The organism is Natrinema hispanicum (assembly GCF_004217335.1).
GTDB classification, from domain to species: domain Archaea; phylum Halobacteriota; class Halobacteria; order Halobacteriales; family Natrialbaceae; genus Natrinema; species Natrinema hispanicum.
In genome coordinates this window covers 642246-661417 of the sequence record NZ_SHMP01000004.1, presented here as the reverse complement: position 1 = coordinate 661417, position 19172 = coordinate 642246, and the positions used below count along the sequence as shown (strand labels likewise).

At 55.3% G+C, this 19172-nt stretch carries 14 protein-coding genes and 1 pseudogene; 8 read left to right on the top strand and 7 right to left on the bottom strand.

Going from position 1 to position 19172, the window contains the following annotated elements; genetic code table 11:
* Positions 1–242: 242 nt before the first annotated feature.
* On the bottom strand, positions 243–1508 hold the full coding sequence (locus tag BDK88_RS10140; RefSeq protein WP_130500308.1) for an RNA-guided endonuclease InsQ/TnpB family protein: 1266 nt from the start codon (positions 1506–1508) through the stop codon (positions 243–245).
* A 640-nt stretch (positions 1509–2148) separates the two neighbouring features.
* Between BDK88_RS10140 and BDK88_RS10135 the strand changes: the two genes are divergently transcribed.
* Both BDK88_RS10135 and BDK88_RS10130 read left to right on the top strand, forming a co-directional pair.
* The gene (locus BDK88_RS10135) at positions 2149–3564 is read left to right on the top strand and encodes an ATP-binding protein (protein WP_130500307.1); all 1416 of its coding nucleotides are present in this window, start codon (positions 2149–2151) and stop codon (positions 3562–3564) included.
* Between the two features lie 20 nt (positions 3565–3584).
* The gene (locus tag BDK88_RS10130; RefSeq protein ID WP_130500306.1) at positions 3585–3887 is read left to right on the top strand and encodes a homing endonuclease associated repeat-containing protein; all 303 of its coding nucleotides are present in this window, start codon (positions 3585–3587) and stop codon (positions 3885–3887) included.
* A 2-nt stretch (positions 3888–3889) separates the two neighbouring features.
* On the opposite strand, the gene BDK88_RS10125 is transcribed toward BDK88_RS10130, so the two are convergent.
* The 3 genes from BDK88_RS10125 to BDK88_RS10115 all read right to left on the bottom strand — a co-directional run bounded on the left by BDK88_RS10125 (position 3890) and on the right by BDK88_RS10115 (position 7169).
* On the bottom strand, positions 3890–4720 hold the full coding sequence (locus BDK88_RS10125; protein ID WP_130500305.1) for a hypothetical protein: 831 nt from the start codon (positions 4718–4720) through the stop codon (positions 3890–3892).
* A complete protein-coding gene (locus BDK88_RS10120) occupies positions 4713–6527 on the bottom strand; it encodes an SWIM zinc finger family protein (RefSeq protein ID WP_130500304.1) in 1815 nt (604 codons plus the stop codon). The genes BDK88_RS10125 and BDK88_RS10120 overlap by 8 nt, the downstream gene beginning before the upstream one ends.
* Positions 6528–6611: 84 nt before the next feature.
* Positions 6612–7169: an IS1096 element passenger TnpR family protein gene (locus BDK88_RS10115; RefSeq protein ID WP_130500303.1), complete on the bottom strand. Its 558-nt coding sequence runs from the start codon at positions 7167–7169 to the stop codon at positions 6612–6614.
* Between the two features lie 210 nt (positions 7170–7379).
* Between BDK88_RS10115 and BDK88_RS21745 the strand changes: the two genes are divergently transcribed.
* Positions 7380–8735, top strand: a complete 1356-nt coding sequence (locus tag BDK88_RS21745; RefSeq protein ID WP_242611641.1) for a hypothetical protein — start codon at positions 7380–7382, stop codon at positions 8733–8735.
* Positions 8736–8748: 13 nt separating this feature from the next.
* Here BDK88_RS21745 and BDK88_RS10105 read toward each other — a convergent pair whose 3' ends face one another.
* Together BDK88_RS10105 and BDK88_RS10100 are read right to left on the bottom strand one after the other, a co-directional pair.
* Positions 8749–9138 (bottom strand): hypothetical protein, encoded by a 390-nt coding sequence (locus BDK88_RS10105; protein ID WP_130500302.1) that lies wholly within the window; start codon positions 9136–9138, stop codon positions 8749–8751.
* Between the two features lie 175 nt (positions 9139–9313).
* Positions 9314–9682 carry a calcium-binding protein gene (locus BDK88_RS10100; RefSeq protein ID WP_130500301.1) on the bottom strand — a complete coding sequence of 123 codons (369 nt, stop codon included), beginning with the start codon at positions 9680–9682 and terminating at the stop codon, positions 9314–9316.
* A 64-nt stretch (positions 9683–9746) separates the two neighbouring features.
* Between BDK88_RS10100 and BDK88_RS10095 the strand changes: the two genes are divergently transcribed.
* Positions 9747–10325 (top strand): hypothetical protein, encoded by a 579-nt coding sequence (locus tag BDK88_RS10095; RefSeq protein WP_242611640.1) that lies wholly within the window; start codon positions 9747–9749, stop codon positions 10323–10325.
* Between the two features lie 541 nt (positions 10326–10866).
* Here the strand turns inward: BDK88_RS10095 and BDK88_RS10090 are convergent.
* Positions 10867–11067, bottom strand: a pseudogene (locus tag BDK88_RS10090) (ISH6 family transposase); the annotation flags it as partial.
* A 431-nt stretch (positions 11068–11498) separates the two neighbouring features.
* On the opposite strand from BDK88_RS10090, the gene BDK88_RS10080 reads away from it, so the two are divergent.
* The 4 genes from BDK88_RS10080 to BDK88_RS10065 all read left to right on the top strand — a co-directional run bounded on the left by BDK88_RS10080 (position 11499) and on the right by BDK88_RS10065 (position 19120).
* Positions 11499–12695 carry an orc1/cdc6 family replication initiation protein gene (locus BDK88_RS10080; RefSeq protein WP_130500300.1) on the top strand — a complete coding sequence of 399 codons (1197 nt, stop codon included), beginning with the start codon at positions 11499–11501 and terminating at the stop codon, positions 12693–12695.
* Positions 12696–13169: 474 nt separating this feature from the next.
* A complete protein-coding gene (locus BDK88_RS10075; protein WP_130500299.1) occupies positions 13170–16952 on the top strand; it encodes an ATP-binding protein in 3783 nt (1260 codons plus the stop codon).
* Positions 16953–17678: 726 nt separating this feature from the next.
* Positions 17679–18290 (top strand): DUF1326 domain-containing protein, encoded by a 612-nt coding sequence (locus BDK88_RS10070; RefSeq protein WP_130500298.1) that lies wholly within the window; start codon positions 17679–17681, stop codon positions 18288–18290.
* 32 nt (positions 18291–18322) lie between these two features.
* Positions 18323–19120 (top strand): DUF2182 domain-containing protein, encoded by a 798-nt coding sequence (locus BDK88_RS10065; RefSeq protein ID WP_092934687.1) that lies wholly within the window; start codon positions 18323–18325, stop codon positions 19118–19120.
* Positions 19121–19172 lie beyond the last annotated feature (52 nt).

Sequence of the window (19172 nt, the reverse complement as noted above, 5' to 3'; positions counted from 1 at the left end):
CGCCTCGGTTGCCACTAACATTGTATGCGAGTTTCCCGGGCGCCCAGCGAATTCCCCATCCGCCGAACTCACGCAGTGGGCTGTACTGTCTGGGTTCGTATCGCTCGATCTCCGACCAGGTAATTCGACGGAAAGACCAGTGAAGCGGCCACATTTTGATATAGATACCGTCGGCTCTGACCTCGGTCTGGAGACGAAGACTGTGAACCGCCTCGGGGTCAAGCCCCGAGGCTTCCCGTGGGTTAGTCGGACACTCCCATGCGACCATCGGCGTGGTGGCCTCGAACGGTCGGGTGGGTCACGGTCGGCTGGTTCACACAGCCCGATGCCCGCCGTCGCAGTTTCCGAACAGTCGGTAACGTGTTGAGAGCAGGCACATTTCGATTTAACGCTTCCAACCCCTTCTTCGCAATATTCACTGCCGCGTTTCGGTCAGCGTGATCTTGCCGACCACACGAGTTGCACTTGAACCGTTTCTTCCGGCGATTCGACCGAGCCGTATGTCTACACTCAGTAAAAGAACACGTCTGACTGGTGTAAGCTGGGTCGATGTCATCGCTCGGAATTCCTTCGAACGCCGCTTTGTACGCGACGAACGAGCGGAGTTTGTGAAACGGTAAGGAGTGTAATCGGAGGTTCATCCGAGTGCCGTAGTCAATCGAGTCTCGCATGTGCTTGAGGTCTTCAAACACAACGAGCGGCGACTCGAATTGCTGAACCCACTCCACAATCCGTCGTGAGACTTGGTGGAGTTGGTCGTGAACGTACCGTTTTTCCTTGTCCTCGAATACTTGATCGAACGTTGTCTGCCCAGCGTTCTGCATCCGCTTACGCATCGTGAAGTAGCGATGACGCTCCTGCTTGATTTCAGGGTAGTCGATGATCGCCGAATCAACGATGTCGTCTTCATGAAGAGCTGAAAGGGCTACGCAGTCTTCGTTGATGTCTACGCCGACAGCGGTTCGAGCGTCGTGTTTGTCTTGAACCGTGGCTTCGAGATGAGTGACGTTGACGTGCAGTTCGTGATTGCCGTTGCGCGTCATCGCTTCAGCGGTTCCTACACGCCATTCGTCACTTTCGAGGGCTTGTTCGAGAAGTTCAAGATTGTCTGGTGCGCCACGAAGCGTGCCTTTGACCGGGTTGTATGGTTTGGCACTAATGCGGTAGTGTATACCGTCACCTTCGAGAGTAAGGTTATAGCCTTCAGTGAAGTTCATCCGCAACGGGTACGGGCCAGTCTTCTCGTGACTGGGCGTGTTGTAATCGTCGCGGTCGTAGGACTGCTGAAGTGCTTCTAAGGCCTTGGAGACGATTCGTTGCGTGGTGTTCTTCACGAGGTCTGCTTCGTCTTCGAGACGTGGCGAGATGTCATCCCAGTCCATCCCATCTTTCGCTAACTGGATGGTTTGGTTGTACACCCACCGAGATTCGTGGTATGCGTCAGAGAGAAGTCGCTCGTTGTCGGATTGGAGTTGGAAGACGAGTGTCTTCGTAAGCGACTTCTCCATAGCTTAATCGTCGGACTACGGCGTTGTAAAGGTATAGATTAGCGTTGATAGATTAGGCGTTGTCGGCTTCACCCTCGGGGTCAAGCCCCGAGGCACTCGCCTTGCACCGCCTTCAGACACCGTCTGACAGCCTGTCGAGGTTCCCTCGACAAACGCGCTTTGCAGATTCCACGAGGGAATCCACAGGGAACGCAGTCTCCGCAGGCGTGTATTCGGAGGCTCCCACTCCTACTCGGTGGTCACGGTGAAGCGTCTGACCCGGCTTGTTTTCGCCGACTAAGCCAGACGCGGATTGTGCCGTCACACCACTTTGTTCGTGGTGTTTCGATTTAATTGGTTGGTTCACTTTGTGTCGGCTTCATCCACGGGGTCAAGCCCCGTGGCATTCGTCTCGTACCGCTTGTAAATCGCCTCGGGGTAAAGTGGTTCGAGACGCGGAGCGTCTCGTCATCACGGAAATCGAAGATTTCCGTACGACCCCGAGGCGGTTGACTTAGAACGCCCTCACAGCATGACCGATAGCCAGCAAACCCAAGTACGGTGTCAACCATAGCCAGTTTTAAATTAGCCAATCTCAAAATAGCCTATTTTGAAATAGGCTATTCGGAAGTATTATCCTCTGGTGAGATGACGTAGGGATATGGAGCGCTTCGTCAACCGAGAAGATGAACTCTCACAGCTCCGCAGGTGCTACGATTCCGACGGCGCTGAGATGGTCGTCATCTTTGGCCGGCGGCGCCTTGGGAAAACACAACTCGTCCAACACTCGCTTGCCGAGCGAAACGATGCCGTCGTCTATCAGGCTACGGAAACCACTTCGCAGATACAACTCGACGAGTTCGTCGACGTCGCTGCCGACACGTTTCCAGGGATTACGGATATCAAGCAGAACTGGGAAGCACTCCTGGGGTATCTCGGCGACCAAGACGGGATCGTCGTCCTCGACGAATTTCCCTACCTGATTGACGCCGATGAGAGCCTTCCCTCGGTCATTCAGCGGTTATGGGACCAGCGATTCCAAAACACATCGGGAACACTCATTCTGGTTGGCTCATCGATCAGCATGATGGAAGAAGCGACACTCCTTGGGAACAGTCCTCTGTACGGGCGTTTCACCGAGAAACTTGATCTCCGGCCACTCGAGTTCACCGCTGCACAAGAGTTCCTTCCAGACGAGTATTCCCCAGAAGAGCGTGTTTTCGCGTGGGGGATTTTCGGTGGTGTCCCATACTATCTCGACGGTATCGATCTTAACCAGGACCTCGGGACAGTCCTCACGAAGGAGGTACTCTCTCAGAAGGGGTATCTCCACAACGAACCAGAATACGTCCTCCGGACCGAACTCACAGACCCAAATCGGTACTTTGCGATCCTCACTGCAATAGCCGCAGGGAAGACGACATCGAACGAGATCGCCCAAACGGTGGGAATCGACGGGAAACAAATCTCGACGTACACTCAGAAGTTAGAACGGTTGCGGCTCATTGAACGGGAAGTTCCCATCACCGAGGAGAAAGCGAAGTCACGCCGCGGACGCTATCGAATCCTGGATCCCCTCTTTCGCTTCTGGTTCCGCTTCGTCTACGGCAAAGAAGATCGATACGAGCGTTTAGGTGAGGACGCCTACGAAGCAGTTATCGAACCAGAACTGCCTGATTTCGTCAGTCAAGATTTCGAAACGCTTTGTCAGGATGCACTCCCGAACCTGTATCCAGAGAAGCTATTCCTTGATATCGGCCGCTGGTGGTACAAAGAACATGAAGTGGATGTTGTCGGGTTCACCACAGACGGAACAATGGTCGTCGGTGAATGCAAATTCACTAATTCGCCACTGGACTACAGTGCTCTGTCCTCACTCGAAGACCACGCGTCGAAAATTCGCTGGACGCCGGACTCCGGCGAAGTTGACACGGAATACGCGTTGTTCACACGAAGTGGCGCAACACAGTCAGTACATGAAGCCGTGTCCGAGCGTGACGATCTCCAATTATTCAACTTAGATAGTCAGGCTCAAACACTGCTCTTCACTAGATCAGACGACATGAAATATCAGTAATCGGTTGGATCAGGAAGGCAGTGATCACACCATTTGCCTGGCATCTCTGGATCCAAATCTGCACACCGATTACCGGAACGACGGAGGATCTCTTTTCTCGAGAAGAGTTGATTACCGAACTGCAGCGACTCGGTGACGTCGTCGACCGTCCGCCGACGGTCAGCCAGATGACCGAACTCGGTCGGTATTCACCGTCGCCATACAAACGGCGGTTCGGTTCGTGGGTTGAGGCACTCCGTGCAGCGGGATTCGAACCGACAACCAACCAGCTTCGCCGGTACGATCCCGACACCGACGAGACGACAGAGGATAAAGGACAGTGAGTTCACTGCCAGTTCTCTGGATCGGCAGCGATCTCGGCGAGGTCGGCTGAGTGCCGTTTCGCCTCGTCAGGCAACAGCGACCTCGTCTGCACGTGTGTCCCGGCTGGATGGATATCAGCCCCGACGTGTGATTTGTGATTCTGGTCAGCGTCGGCTTTCTCTCGTTGTTCGGCCTGGAGAGCCTCGATCTCCCCGATCGCTGTCGGAGTGAATCGATGGCCAGTTCCCCCAATATCGCAGACAACGTCGGCGTATTTCTGTTTCACCTTTACTTCGACGTATGGCCGTCCTTCCTCGGCAGCGCGCTGACGCGCCTGTTCGCGGTCCGATGACTCTGCCTCGCCCGAGGAGTACGTACACCGGATCGGGTCGACTTCACTGTTCGGCGTTTCCTGCCGGCGGTCTGTTTCTGGCGGGGTGCGTACCTCGATGCTGGGACTGTTGTACTTCCGGGCACAGGCTGGACAGACCCTTTCGTCGAGGTCGTCGTTGTACTGCGTCGCACTGCTGGCTTTGCCACACCAGGCACAATCGTCGTTCGAGTCGACCGTCGTCCACGAGACGTCACGATACGGTACTTGTCGCTTCAGGAAGACGATAACGTCGTACCGTCTGGATCGCATGTCCTCGATCGTGCCCTTGCAGTGGCTACACCACCTCGCGTCTGGACCACCAACGTCGCTCGGAACACCGAGGGTTCCCCACTCCGGATGTGTCAAGGCCAATTCGTCGAAGGTTCTCGTTTCGATAATCTCTGTCGAGTCGAGGTGATGACAGTCATGTCGGCCGAGCAGATGCCATCGATCTGTCGGTGTCAATCCCATTTCAGCCATCCGAACTCACCTCGCTATCGACCGGAGAACGAAACTCTTCCAGCAGGTCGTCCAGCATCGGTCGCAGCTTGTACTTCTGGTAGTGTTCGTCACGCATCGTCTCGACGTACTCGCGCCACTCGTCGAGTTTGTTGGCTTCCCGGGCAGCTTCGCCCGCGTATCTGAGCCAGCGGACAGCTGTCTCGTAGCTGTCGTGTTTCCCCTGCTCGACGATCGGCTCAGCGTTCGATTTACACGTCCGGATCACCCACTGGGGGCGGTGCACCGTGACCGCCTCGACGACGGTTTTGACCACGCGGGAGCTGCCGGAGCGATCAGCAACTCCAACGGCTTCGTCGTACAGGCCTTCCTCGAGGAACACTTCGGCTGCGTGTCCCGACGCTGGAGTTTGCTCCCGGAGTGACTCCAGAAGTTCACTTCGAACGGAATCCCATTCGTCGTCTGCAAGTTCTTCCACGGCCTGGTACGTACTCGGCGATGGACTCTCTTCGAAGGCAACGATCGCAGCCCGAAGCGCGAGGTCCTCCTTGCCCAGACTTGCGGCCCGGTCCCGGAGCCATTCTGCCAGCCTAGCTTTCCGGAAGCCATCGACGGTCAGTCCGTGTTCGGCAACGTCTAGTGCAGCAATCAGGTTGCCAGTATCACGCAGTGTCTGTGCAATCTCCAGCAGCGACTGTGGCGTCGAGAGGTTCTCGGTTGCACAGTCGACAGCTGCCTGTATCTCGCCCTCCCGTGCCAGCATCTCGGCATATAGCTGGGTCTTGCCTGCTGCCCTGGACAGATTGAGATACTCGTCAGTACGCCCCTGCCGTTCGAGAGCGGAGAGACGTACTGTGGTGAGACCAGCGACGAACTTCGGTTCGTCGACCTCGAGTTTCCCGTCAGTGAGAGAGCCGTCGAGAGTTTGCTGGAGCCGGTCGTCATCCCACCCTTCCCGTGCTGCGTCAGCGGCGACAGCAAGCGTCGGTCTACCGGTAAAGCGTCGTATCTCCTCGTCCCACTCGGAGAGACGCTGTTCCCACTGTTCACGCTCGCTCTCACTCAACTCGGCTATCAACATCGCTTCTGCGAACGTCTCGCCAAGCAGTCCCAACGTCTCGTAGAGTTCGGTGACGTCGTATGGGAGCAATCCATACCAGCGGTTGGTCGCGAGCACCTCCGTGACTGCCTCGAGAATCTCCACCGCTGTCTCACCATCACCAGCGTCCAGTGCCTGCTGTGCCTGCTCGATCAAGTCGTCCAGTTCCGACGCCATCCGCTCCGCCTCTGCATAGGCGTCGCTGTGTCCTCGCTGACCAGGCTTTGGCAATGCGTGTTTCGTCCGTTTGCGGATGGACTCGATATTCACCGACACAGCGGTGTCGGAAGTGGTCGTATCCACAGGCGTGAGACGGGATTCGATCCACTCGGCAATCTCCGGACGGTTTTCGGCGAGCTCGACGAGCAATTCCTCGAGGCGTTCACGACTCGTTCCCTCGATCAACTCCGAGACAGGTGGCCTGTCGTCGACACGCTCGGGATCGCGAAGACACGTCAGCATGACCGCCACACGGTGTTTGCAGATGCCGCCGAGGTCGTAGGGACAGGTACACTCTGTGTGCGCAACGCCGGCATCGTCGAACTCAATCGTGACCGTGTAAGGCTGGTACTGGCTTCCCTCGACGTCGGCACGGACTGTCTCCCCGCGGCGAACTACCTCACCGACTGCGCCGCGCTCATAGTAGGACTGGCCGCGATTGTAGGAGCTTGACCTGGCGAGGTCTCTGACCGTTGCTTCTGTGACGGGTGGCCATCGCTCGTCACTCATGCTTCTGATGCGGGGATGGGATTTGCTCTTGGAAACGTGTCTCGTCGATCGCACTCGTCGTTGGGGCGACATTGCGTGACATCGTCACCGATCTCGCCCGGGATACTGCGGCGGTGCCTCACCCTGTTTCTCGACGACGGCTGGATCGTCATCGGGCGATCCCTCCCGGATCTCTTCGATTTTGATGTGGTGTTCCCAGCCGTCACCAAGGTCAAACTCGTAGAACAGCGTCTGTGACTGATTGAGCTCGAGTTCGTCGATCGTGGTTTCAGCAGCGTTGCCTTCTTCTGGTGGGTGTTTCCGGAGTTCCCGGAATCGCTCTCTGGCTTCCTCGGGCTCGCTGTCGGGGATCGCGTGCTCGAGAAACCGGTCGATCTCATCGTCATCCATCGGTTGCCAGCTCTCACCCCCACTGTACAACTGTGGATGGACGTAGCTCCGAGTGGCGATCCCGTGTTCATCACGTGTGAGAAACTCGTAGGCGTGGCTATCGTAGCGGTCGAACGCGTCGAAAATGGCCTCGTGAAGATCCGCCAGGGTGCTGGACCCGCCAATCTCGATCTCGCGGTAGACTTCGGTCTCGGGCTCAAACTCCAGTGGTGGGTTCGGCAACAGCAGGACTCTGAACCTGTAGATTGTCATACGTCCCCTTTGTGCTCCCTCATGTAGGAACTTACTCATCTGGTCTCCGAACCGCATCTCGCTCTTCACTGTCGAGATACATGAGTACCGAACACGTCCAATTTAATTACGCTGGTGAACACCCCCACAGCATGACTGATGGTCTAGAACACAGGCGAGCGATAGCCAGCAAACCCAAGTACGGCGTCGACCGTAGACGATTGTAGTTGCATGCGCCTGACGTTCGATGATGGAACACCGCTACTCGAGGATGCCCCCGACAGTGTTCCCTACGCCGAGTGGGATGACCGCGTCGACGAGTATCGATCGCAGGCCTATCGCTATCACGACCTCCGTCAGTGGGCGACTCCCTCCAGTCGCGACCAGCAGACTCTCGCACAGGCGACGATGGCTGGTGACTCCGTCGAAGACGATGCCAGAGCCTACAGCGACCTTGCTCTCTCACCTGCCGTCGCGATCGAACCTCGAGCGAATCACTACCAGGAAAATCTTACTTCCCAGGTTGCCATACAGCCACCAATGAGCTACGAATGTGACCACTGTGGTGCGTCGTTCGAGACTCTCTCGCGTTTCAGGCTCCATGAGTGTTCGCCCGAACCCGCCGACGATACACCAGTTGACTCATCGTCACCAGCTGATTCGGCTCCTGATTCAGTGGCTGTCGAGACCGAATATCCAGCACTCGTGGGTGACCTCCCGGACATCATCGAGGAAGCCAAAGAAGGCGACCTGTCGACCCTCTATCGCGCAATCGCGGAGTACGAGACGGCACTGACGAAAACATCGATACAGACTGAATCACGGTCTGACGATGCTCATCACGACATATTGTTTGCATACTACGAGCCACTTGCCGAGGGGCTGGATACGGCAGCGCAAGCGAACGGCTGGGACGTGCTCGTTGAGTTCGTAGACGCGTATAACCCGCGAGAACAAGACAGGCTTCCTGAGGTTGCACACGTGATTGCGAACGCAGTGGGGCGCTCTCTCGTCCGGACCCGCCTCTCCGAGGGACTCGATTCGGTCCCGGCGGAGGCACTCGCGTACCTGGGTGAGATTCCTGAGTACGTGGACGAATTTGCGGTAGCGTTCGAAGAATCGTACACCTACGGGTGGGGGATCGGTCATCCTGCCCATTCAGTGGGTGACCAGTTACGCGCACTGGCCGACACAGAGCACAAGTGGACGAGTATCACGCTCAAAACGGCGTTCTATGCTGACCAGCACACGGCAATTGATGTTTTCGAAGAATTGGTGACGTCCGAGACTCTTACCGGAACTATCGAACGAATGACGTTTGAGGTTGGTGCAGCACGGTACTACTTCGGAGCGGTTGCAGACCTAGAGCGGGACTTCCTGAACCCCCATGTTCCGATGTACTGGGAGTGGGAAGAGGAGATCGACTACACATTCACGTTGGATCCGGACGTGAAACAACGGATTCGCCAGCTTGCTCATGAGACAGGGGTCACCGAGGATCTTCCGGCAGATTGGACGCTCCCGGACCTCGATCCAAGTCCGTTCTCGGAGTTTGAAGAAGAGCTGTTCGCAGACGAAGAACGGTAACCGTCACAGCGGATCACTCCTCATCCACCGATAGTTCCTCCAGAGCCTCGTCCATTACATTATGCAGGTCGTCTGTTTCTAGGTAAGTGTACTCGACGTACCTCCAGATGAACTCGGCAATGTCTTTGAGTTCGGGATTCCTGCTCTGTTCGAGTCCGATCTTCACCTCTTTAGAGTCCGCTTCGTATACGGTGGCCGCCGACTCGAGGACGAGTTCATCCTCGTTATCGACCACAACGAGAATTTGTTCCCACTGATTGTCCGTCGGATTCCATCCCAGACAGTGGTGGGTATCATCGAAGACGAGATCAAAGTGGGTGACACTGGATGAGGTGGTGTCGATAACGAGTGGCGCTGCGACCTCGGCTGCATCTGATCCACTGAGTGCGTCAATTTGGGACATACTGAGACCCCCGGCAGGCAGCGATTCCACTGTCGCAATTGAGTTCTTGTAGTTCGAATCGGATGATTCAGTCATCGCCGTGGTATCCCGTATACACGATTGGGACGGGAACGAAATTATAGTTCCGCTGGTTGGCACAACCGACCGTGCTCGGCGGTTTTGGGTATCTTCGTTTTCAACACAGCCGACCGCCATCTCCGAACCAGTAGTGCCAATCTGCAACTGCTTCCTGAGTATCACTCTCTGCATCAACCACTTCTAGTTGTATCAGCGGGACACCGAATTCTCGGTCCATCCACTCGACTCGCACGAACATCTCGCACATGCAGTCCTCTTCATCGGTCATACCGACCACATGCACCTCTTCGGCCTCCTCGAGCGGCGAAACTGATTGCACCTCGATGCACCGCATCGCAACTGGGAAAGTCATCTTCCTTTCGAGATAATAATACCAGCCGAGCGCCTGCTCCTCCGGACCATAGGCGTCGACGATCACCTCATCGGTAATGCGCTTGTCCCGTTCTGCGTCAGTGCCATGTTTCATCACCCATCTGATACGGGGCGAGGGGGCGTGAGTTCGTCGGTGCTTCCTTCTTTGAGGCACATGAATGGCTGTTATGGCCGAGTTCGATCCCGATCACGACGAGTCCATATCGGACTTCGACGACCGTGACGACATCATCTGGTTTCTCGAACGGAACGACGTCCCGCTGCCGGACGGACTGACAGTCGAGAAGATCAAGTCTCGAGGCAGTTGGTGGGCAATCGACGAGGAGTCGTTTAGTTTCCGGGTCGAGCGTCACCCGTCGGGACCGTTCCCCGCGACATCGCCAGATGAGAGAGGAATGCCGACGCCTGCACGGTGGCACGTCCGCAAGCGGTATACCTACCGCACAACTGGCGACTGGGACGTGACCGAACAAATGCGGGAGTTCCACTTCGATCCCGGGTTGCTCGTCGACGCAGAGTTCGAGCGGTTGCCGAGAAAAGAGATATGGGATGAGGCGATCGCTCGAGCGGAGGACGCTGATGATCCTGAGGATGTACTCAACGAGCAACTGGCTGCTACCGAAGACATGTATCGGAGCGCGTTTTCCACCGTCCCCGAGGAGCACCTGGACGAAATGCTCGCAGTCCTCGAAGACGAATTCCGGCGGCGAGCAGATGTGACCTCCTCCTCGCCGTAAACGGCGAGGCTTCCCACGAGTCGAGGCCCGTTGCGTTGGGAACTTACGTTTGCACACCGACGGGGTGCTGGCGGGGCCACGCCGCCGTTACTCCTATCCGGCAGTGGGGGTCAAGGTTCTGCCCTGCTGACTCGGAGTTATCTGGCTTGTTTTGCGTCGGTCAGCACCCAATACGGCTTCAGAATACGTAAATCCACCGTGCGGCGATTCACGCCCGTCGTGAACGACGGGATTCTCTCGCCTCAAGAAGATAGAGAGTTTCTCGAGTTCGTCCTCGCTCGCGTTCTCGAACGTTTCTCGATCGATGGACATCGTTGGAGAGAGATATGCTGTCCATCGTAATGCGTGTTAGGTGCGAAAGCTACGAAAATATCGAAGGTAGTAGTTCTAAACCACCCAGAGGGTGCTGGATTCTGGAAAGGCCTCGCGGTTAGCTGAAAGAGAGGGCGCTAAGCCCCCGTCCTCAAAGAGCGACGGCATTAGCCGTGAGCGAGTATGGGGAGACAGCGTTCACAAGAATTTGGTCCCGTCCCAAACTCGTCTAGAGTTCGCCTCTGGTAGCGTCAACTGACACCTCCATTGTGATGGCTGTTTTGGCTGATCGCTCGAGCAGTTCGTCGGCGAACGCCACGAACTGCTCGGGGTCGGCATACTGCATCAGATTCAACCAGAGAAGCGACTCTAACCCCGCTTCTGACCACCGCATCCATTGATTCTTACACCGCTTCGAAACTTCACCAAGAATTTGCATAGCTGGATCCAGAAACGCAAGAGCGGATCATCTCCAAACTCCATAACGTTGTCTACTCAGAATGGCGTAAGACTGCGAACTTTCTCGAACCGTTAACCAATTCACCGTTCCAAAAAATTCGAGTAGGGGCCTATCGGCTTGGCTGTCGGCTAGTGTGTGAGGAGCACATTTTGCGTGTTGAGAGCGTTCGAAAACATGAAGGAGTATATACCGCTGATGCTTGGGCAGATGACAATTATTACATGTGTGTATTCAATCAACTGCTGTAGAAGAGTGAGAGTAGATTTCGTGTGCTTTCTCTCACGAGTACGGAGAGAGGCGGTTCAGAGAAGCGCTAACGGCGTGTCGTCATCACCAACCAGAGCAAACGAAACAAACGAAGCAAGGCTTTAATATATCCTAGATAAGACTCCTGATAAGGAATGTCTGGACCGTTTAGTGATATAACAGACACAATCTTCGCTGACAAGTCTGTTCTCAATGAGAGTTACCAGCCAGAGGAAATCCTTGAGCGAGACGAGGAGATAGACGCATTCAGCCATGCACTTCAAGATGTCCTCTTTGGGCGTGAACCTGAGAATATCTTCCTGTATGGGAAGGCGGGGCTCGGAAAGACGGCAGTTACGAAGTACATGATGGATGAACTAAAGGAAGAAGTGGAAGACCGAGATGAAGCGGACGATCTCTATATTCATGATATCAATTGTAACGGTAAGACACTGTTCATGGTTGTCCGTCGTCTCGTGAATAACCTTCTTCCAGAGGATGCAAGTCCATTTCCGAAGCGTGGTCTTGGAACAGGTGATGCCTTTGACGAACTCTACCGACAACTCGATCGATTAGGCGGGACGCATCTGATAGTCTTTGACGAAATTGATCACTTGGATGACGTCAATACACTTCTCTATGAGCTTCCTCGAGCACGATCAAACAATTATATCGATGATGCTTTGGTCGGGATTATCGGGATCAGCAACAACTACACATTCCGTCAATCACTCTCCTCGAAAGTCAAGGATACTCTCATGGAGACAGAGATTTCGTTCACTTCGTACGACGCTGGCGAACTCAGAACCATTCTTCACCACCGTGCCGATAGAGCGTTCATTGACGGTGCCTGTGACGATTCGGCAATCGCGAAAGCTGCCGCACTTTCTGCTCAAGATATGGGAAATGCACGGCAAGCAATCGATCTCCTCCGTGTTGGTGCGGAGGTGACTGAGAAGCAAGGAGACGACATCGTCTGCGATGATCACATTGAAGATGCACGTACACTTGTCCAGCGTGGGAGACTGAGAAACAGGATTCGTGACCAGACCGAACACGCTCAGTATATCTTGGAAACGATCGCGAAGCTCGAGAAGCGTAAAGAGGTCCCAGCACGGTCGAAGACGATCCAAGATGGGTATGAGCAGGTTGCGGATGCTTACGGTGCAACACCTCTTACTACGCTGAAAAGCATCCAAGATCACTTATCTGATCTCCATATGCTTGGATTCTTGATTAGAAATGAACGAAATCAAGGGCTTAGCGGGGGGCAGTACTACGAGTACGAACTCGACCTTGATCCAACAATTGTTCTCGAAACGAGAGAAGAGATCTCGCAGATGTTCAGCTAAAGCACACGAAATACCATTCTATTACGGATGACTGTTTCGCGATGATTTCTCAATTCTTGAGAAAGCACACGAAATGTACTCTCAAGCACCCAACCTACTGGTCTCCTTCCCTGTCTGAAAGCACACGAAATGTACTCTCATACCAACCAACTGGTTCGCTTCCCTACCTCAGTGAAGCACACGAAATGTACTCTCATACCAACCAACTGGTTCGCTTCCCTACCTCAGTGAAGCACACGAAATGTACTCTCTCACTGCAGCGTGAAGCAATATTCAGTGATACACTATAGCATCTCGAGCATCAACCTGCTTCTTTTCCTCCTCCAGCCTATCGACTACAAAGACAGTTCACTCACCTCTAATAGCCGTTTATAAGAGTCGAAACTATTCTCCGCGTATTGAGAGTCACAGTATCAGAAGCGTTCTCGAATACAGTATCCGAGCGCTGGCTGCATCTAGCTCTCTTTCTAACCAATGGCGACAGAGAAAGACACCACGCCGACTACTGGAGAGACGACTGTACCATCCAAAAACCAGAATCCAACCCCTGACGGAGACGGTCCCTGCGACTCGAGTACCCAATCACACATCACAGACGTCGATCCCACGACGTCCACACCCACATCCCTCGAATCACGAACGTATATCGAGATTCGGCCATCGACAAAGCCACTCAACCATGCAGCTGTCTCACAGGCAACGACAATTCTCTACGAGAGCCTCTACAACCTCTCAAACTCGAGTACTCAACTATCCCTCCGAAAGGGAACCCAACAACCGCTCATAGAGTGGCTGCTCGTTGCTGACGGCCAACCGGATACGAGCATTCGATACCTTGTCGGGACAACACACGATGCATTCCTTGACGAACTCGAGGCGATCCTTCGGACGGCGTTTCCAAATACGTACGAACTGACACAAGTCGACTGGCATCCACGACAACTCAAGCCGTCTCGTACCCCCTCCACAGACAACGACAGTTCAACACCAGCCACCGCTGACACCCCAAGTCAGCCATACGCCGCTGGCGTCGAGTATCGCGGCGTAGCGAAAATCCGCCAGGACTGGCAAACCTCGCTCGCATCGTTCGAGGAACTCACCGACCACTCTCGAAAGACGCAGCCAGAGAAACACAAATCGAACTCCCGTCGTATCCCACTGGCGACGCTCGTCGAAACGCTCTGTGATTCAGCGGTCCCCGTCGTGTATCAGGTGGTCTGCAGTCCGCTTGGCGATCAGCGGGTCGATGCAGAAGGGTACCGCTACGATCTCGAGCGCGCCCTCGTCACACCAGCCGATCGTCTCCTCAATTTCGTCTTCCCTCAATCGGAAGAGAAACTCGAGCCAGAGGACCTCGCTCGTCCATATCGTGACCGTCTCACCGAACTCGAAACGCGTGACCTTCGACGGACATTTTGTCTTTCGGCTCGAGCAGTGGCGCTCACAGATGACACGAACTCACAACAAGCTGAGACAGTCGCTCGAAGACTCACAAACGTGTTCGGCCATCTCAGTGGTTCCTTTCATTCGATTCACGGACACCTAATCACCGATACCGACCGCCATACGCCTGCAAGCCAACTCTTCGAGGACATCTGTCGACGAACCTATCCCGAACCAACATACGGAACGCTCGAAAGCCGTCTCCCATGGAAGTCACACGAGAGCGCTGGAATCGTCGTCGCACCGGACGAACTCCCAGGGTTCTGTCTAATCGACGGCGTTGGCCTCACACCATCTGGTCAACGAGCACTCGGGGCTCGACAATCCGAGCGAACCGGCCTGTCTCTGCCATCACCGGATAATCTCGCACAGTACACGGGACCCGGACAGGCGCTCTGCATGCCACTAACCGATGACCGCCAACCCTACCAAAACCCGTTCGTCCTTCCACCAACACTTCAGGATAGACATCTCTTCATCATCGGCGATACAGGCTCCGGGAAATCCGTCCTCACGATTGGTGCAATGCTGTCGAACGTCGAGGCCACAGACGGCCCCGAGATCCTCTTCGATTACAAGGGAGGGGGAACAGCCGAGGAGTACCTCCAAGCACACTACACAGCACACGATGGCCTCGAGGACGTCAGCTACTTCGACCTCACCGAGATACTTCCCGCGCTATCGATTTTCGATATCAGGCCGCTACTCGATTCCGGGCTCTCACGAGAAGAAGCACGCTCGAGAATCGCAGGCCATTACGAAGAGATCCTCGCGGGGCTGATGGGTGAAGAACAGTATTATGGGGCGACGGAATCGACGAAGGCGATTCGCAATCACCTTCGAGCGTTGTACGATCCGATTCACGGCACCGACGCCGTTTCACACAAAGAACTCTACCGGGCGCTCCAGCGTACACTGAGCGATCAAACACCGCCACCGACTTCGGATGAACGACTCACCGAGTATTTCGCTGGGTTGCTCGAACGCGATCGAGACGTCTTCAACATGGTTCTCGGTGGCGCCGTGGCTCGAGTCGAGATAATCGCAACCGATGACCGACTTGCACCGCTGTTCGATCACGTCCATCATGCCCCCACAGAGGAAGACAACACTGAGAGTGACGAAACAGACCCTCACTTCGATTTCACAGACGTCATCGACAACGATACCGTCATTATCTTCGATTTCGGTGGAATGGAAGAGCGGATTAAACGCGCACTGACACTCGTCTTGCTCTCAAATCTGTGGATTGCACTGAAAGCACGTTCAGCAGCCCAGAAAACGTCACACCAACAGCCCCCACGAGTCAACCTCTATCTCGAGGAAGCGAAAGACATCGCCGCGACGCAACTGGTCGATACCCTCCTCTCACAAGGGAGATCGTTTGGCCTCTCCCTCATGCTCGGCGTTCAATTCCCTGGGCAACTCGACTCTCCAGATCCGTCGAATCACACCTACGAAGAAGCGCTCAACGAGATCGGAACGTTCGTCGTTGGCAACGTCAGCATCGAAGATGACCTGGCGAAGGCGCTCGCGACCGACGACGTTCCACCAACAAAGGTTGCCAGGCGGCTTGCAGCGATTCGTCATGGCGAGTGGCTCGTCCGCCCTGCAGCCACATTTGGCTCACCTGCCCCACGACCGTTTCTCGGACGATCACTACCCGCTCCCGATGGACACCCCGCAAGTGAGACTCCACTTGGCGACGAGCAGTATCAGGCCTTCAACACAGCATTCGAACTCACCGCACTCGAGACGTGGAATGAAGCCGGACTCAAATATGAGAGCGATCACCCAGGCACCGAGAACGGATCGGGTGACGATGACATAACCGAAGAGGAGACACTCCGAGTTGACTCGCTATTGCCACACACGAAGCGGCTCCCCGAGTACGTGAGCTACGACGACTCGATACACGCCCTCTGTTGTGGATCCTGTGAGAACCGCTACGATCCGACCATCGAAGGGATGGAACGGTCGATTGAGTGCTGTCGTTCACTTACAGACGTCGAGTCTGACGATATCCCTGTCTGCGATATCAATCTCAAGCTCACAGCCGAAGAGCGAGACCTCTCTGACTGGAGTGACCGACAACTGCTCTTCTTACAAACGGTGTACAACGCACAGCAGCTTCGGTATGATCCGCTCGAGTACGATCTTCTCCACGACTCGATGATTAGACTGCAGGAGTACGTCGGGATCGAAACCGACGAAATCGCTCCACTGCTCGAGGCAGACCTCCTCAGACACGACACGGATCATCCACACCGTCTCTACACCGTCTCGTCGGAAGGCCGATCTACAATTGGTGAGAGCTATCGCAAAGGCGTCGATTACGGCCATGGGGTCGGTGATCTCGATGAATCCAGTGAACACGTCCTTGGAGTCGAAGTCATCCGGCAGCATCTCGAAGAAGCGTACGCCGAAGACCCCGAATCGGACGTCACCGATGTCGTACCGTATTACGAACTCGACGATCAACATCGACTCGACCTTGCAGGCATGGATGGTGATGGCGAGATCATCGTCACAGCCGAGGTTGAACGTATTAACCACGACATCCGACGTGCGGTACCCGCCGATTTCGATAAGATGGCTGCTTGCGAACCCGAGGCTGCAATCTGGGTCGTCATGAAACAGGCCGATGGCCACAAAATACTCTCTGCGCTCAACGACCCGCTCGAGGGGCCTCCTCGAGTCGAAAAAACGTATGCAAAGACCACGCCACCCCAACAATTCCGGATCGACACACCTGGCATGACGGCTGTCTATCCTGCAGAGTGGCTTCGGGATCGCTCGCCGGATCTCCCGTAGCTTACTGGGCTGGGTAGTTCTCCTTCTGCGATGTCTTTTCATTCAACTTCAAATATCTCATAATCGGCTCTGCCCTCCGCAAGTGTTACTGTGGGGGTCTCTCGAGTGAGAACCTAGGACGGGGAATTGCTCGAGCAGTGGATGGCTGTTGAGATCGTAGCTCGCACAAATCGGACTCTCGTACTCGAGTCAGGATTGGAATCGACCTGTCTATCAGACTCATACCCCCTCAGTCGACGGAAATCAGATGAAAGGGACATCCTCTTCTGAACTCCTGTTTGATGCTTCTCGAGACGCTGTCCGTATTGGGGACCGCAGTCACTCGATGAGTGAGGGCACTCCTGCTCACTGCTCGAGTGCGCGAGGGCTATCGATTATTCAAAACCGATAGACGGGAGCCGGTTATGAGGCTTTAGCAACCCGTTTTCGATCGTGCTTGCTAGCGCGAATACGCTTCTGGGATGCCCGCTTTGCTTCACGACACCTGTTTTAGGGTGTCTACTCGAGTTGGGAAATGATCTCGAGTCCTTTCTTCCCCTGTTCCTAGAATTACGCTCTATTGCCACGCAACGTCATCTTGCGGGGGACAGAGATGATTATGACCGTTTGTGAGGGTGCTTCCCATTGCAATCGATCTTCATCGACCGTGCCGGTCTACAGGTGTCAGATGTTCCACCAGATAGCTTTATCGAGCTATACGTTGTCAATTAGCATGGGCGTCTACCCATGACACAAGAATGGACGATCAAGGGAGACTACGTCGAAGCCTGCAACTGTGACGTCGCATGCCAGTGCGTGTGGCTGGAATCGCCAGACGACGATGTGTGTAACGTCTCGCTGGCGTGGCATATTGAAGAGGGAAGCTACGGCGACGTCGACTTGAACGGCTTAGACGTCAGCATGCTCATCTCGACTGAGGAGGGCGTCATGTTCGGTCCCGAGACGGAATGGGACATTGTACTACTCATCGACGAGACAGCCGACGACGATCAGCGCGAGGCCATCGAGGACATCTACTTCGGTCGCGCCGGCGGTATCTGGGCACCCGTCGCCGACACCCATGTCAAGTCTGCCGATGTCGCGACTGTCCCAATCAGTTTCTCTCGAGACGGGTCGGAGTTCTCCGTCGAGATTGGGGATGTTCTCGAAATGGACGCAGGCGGTGCGGTTGGGTTCAACGAGGAGGTCGGCACGATTTCGCCCCACCCGCTGACGGAGAGCCACGAGGTGCAAACTGGGAAATCGACGACAGCCACTGTCTCCTATGACGACCAGTTCACGTGGGACGTTTCGGGGAACAACGCCTACCTCGGCGACTTCGAACTGGCGAACTCCTGACGGTGGTGGGACAGCGGTCCAGACGATCAATCATGGGAACACAGGACTCGTTCCGGGACCGAATTACCCGCCGGCGCATTCCAATCGTCGCGCTCGTCACCTACACAATCGCATTGCTCGCGTGGGCGGCAGTCGTCGGTCGCTGGCTCCCGATGCCTGGTGGAGAGATGGCCATGCAGATGCAAATGTCCGATCCTGGAGTTCCAGAGGCGATGGCGCTCTCAAACGGGATCACAGGTATCGGTCTCTATCTGGTCATGTGGGGCGTGATGATGATCGCTATGATGTACCCGTCGTCAGTTCCTCTCTTCCGACTGTATTCCAAGACGCTCGAGGGAACGACAACTACTGGGAAAGCAGCACGAGTTGGTGCGTTTATCGGAACGTACGCGCTTGTCTGGACGCTAACCGGTGTCGTACCGCTCGTGGTCAATACTTTAGTGCCAATTGCCAGCCTTGCGAACGCTCACGGTGGGCCCCTGATAGGTGGGACACTGCTACTCCTGTCGGGATATCAGCTCTCACCGTACAAATACCGGTGTCTGCGGTATTGTCGGTCCCCGCTCGGTTTCCTGATGAGTCACCACCGACCGGGAGTTCGTGGTGCCGTACGGATGAGCTGGCAGTTCGCCGTTTTCTGTGTCGGGTGCTGTTGGGCTCTGTTCGCGTTTATAGTGATTGTAGGTTCGATGAACATCGTCTGGATGGCGCTCATCGCAGTGGTGCTCTCGCTCGAACGGACAGTTGCGTGGGGTGAGCAGCTAGCACGTGCGGTCGGTGTCCTCGCTGGCATTACCGGGATTACCATCGTCGTGATCTCGATAGTGTGAACCGCCTCGGGGTCATGCCCTGAGGCACTCGGCTTGCTCCGCCTGTAGACTG

Excerpts from the sequence above, each read along its gene's own strand:
- BDK88_RS10120 (WP_130500304.1), bottom strand. The coding sequence starts at position 6,527 with ATGAGTGACGAGCGATGGCCACCCGTCACAGAAGCAACGGTCAGAGAC.
- BDK88_RS10140 (WP_130500308.1), bottom strand. The coding sequence starts at position 1,508 with ATGGAGAAGTCGCTTACGAAGACACTCGTCTTCCAACTCCAATCCGAC.
- BDK88_RS10080 (WP_130500300.1), top strand. The coding sequence starts at position 11,499 with ATGTCTGGACCGTTTAGTGATATAACAGACACAATCTTCGCTGACAAG.
- BDK88_RS21745 (WP_242611641.1), top strand. The coding sequence starts at position 7,380 with ATGCGCCTGACGTTCGATGATGGAACACCGCTACTCGAGGATGCCCCC.
- BDK88_RS10065 (WP_092934687.1), top strand. The coding sequence starts at position 18,323 with ATGGGAACACAGGACTCGTTCCGGGACCGAATTACCCGCCGGCGCATT.
- BDK88_RS10075 (WP_130500299.1), top strand. The coding sequence starts at position 13,170 with ATGGCGACAGAGAAAGACACCACGCCGACTACTGGAGAGACGACTGTA.
- BDK88_RS10135 (WP_130500307.1), top strand. The coding sequence starts at position 2,149 with ATGGAGCGCTTCGTCAACCGAGAAGATGAACTCTCACAGCTCCGCAGG.
- BDK88_RS10115 (WP_130500303.1), bottom strand. The coding sequence starts at position 7,169 with ATGACAATCTACAGGTTCAGAGTCCTGCTGTTGCCGAACCCACCACTG.
- BDK88_RS10070 (WP_130500298.1), top strand. The coding sequence starts at position 17,679 with ATGACACAAGAATGGACGATCAAGGGAGACTACGTCGAAGCCTGCAAC.
- BDK88_RS10125 (WP_130500305.1), bottom strand. The coding sequence starts at position 4,720 with ATGGCTGAAATGGGATTGACACCGACAGATCGATGGCATCTGCTCGGC.
- BDK88_RS10095 (WP_242611640.1), top strand. The coding sequence starts at position 9,747 with ATGGCTGTTATGGCCGAGTTCGATCCCGATCACGACGAGTCCATATCG.
- BDK88_RS10105 (WP_130500302.1), bottom strand. The coding sequence starts at position 9,138 with ATGTCCCAAATTGACGCACTCAGTGGATCAGATGCAGCCGAGGTCGCA.
- BDK88_RS10100 (WP_130500301.1), bottom strand. The coding sequence starts at position 9,682 with ATGAAACATGGCACTGACGCAGAACGGGACAAGCGCATTACCGATGAG.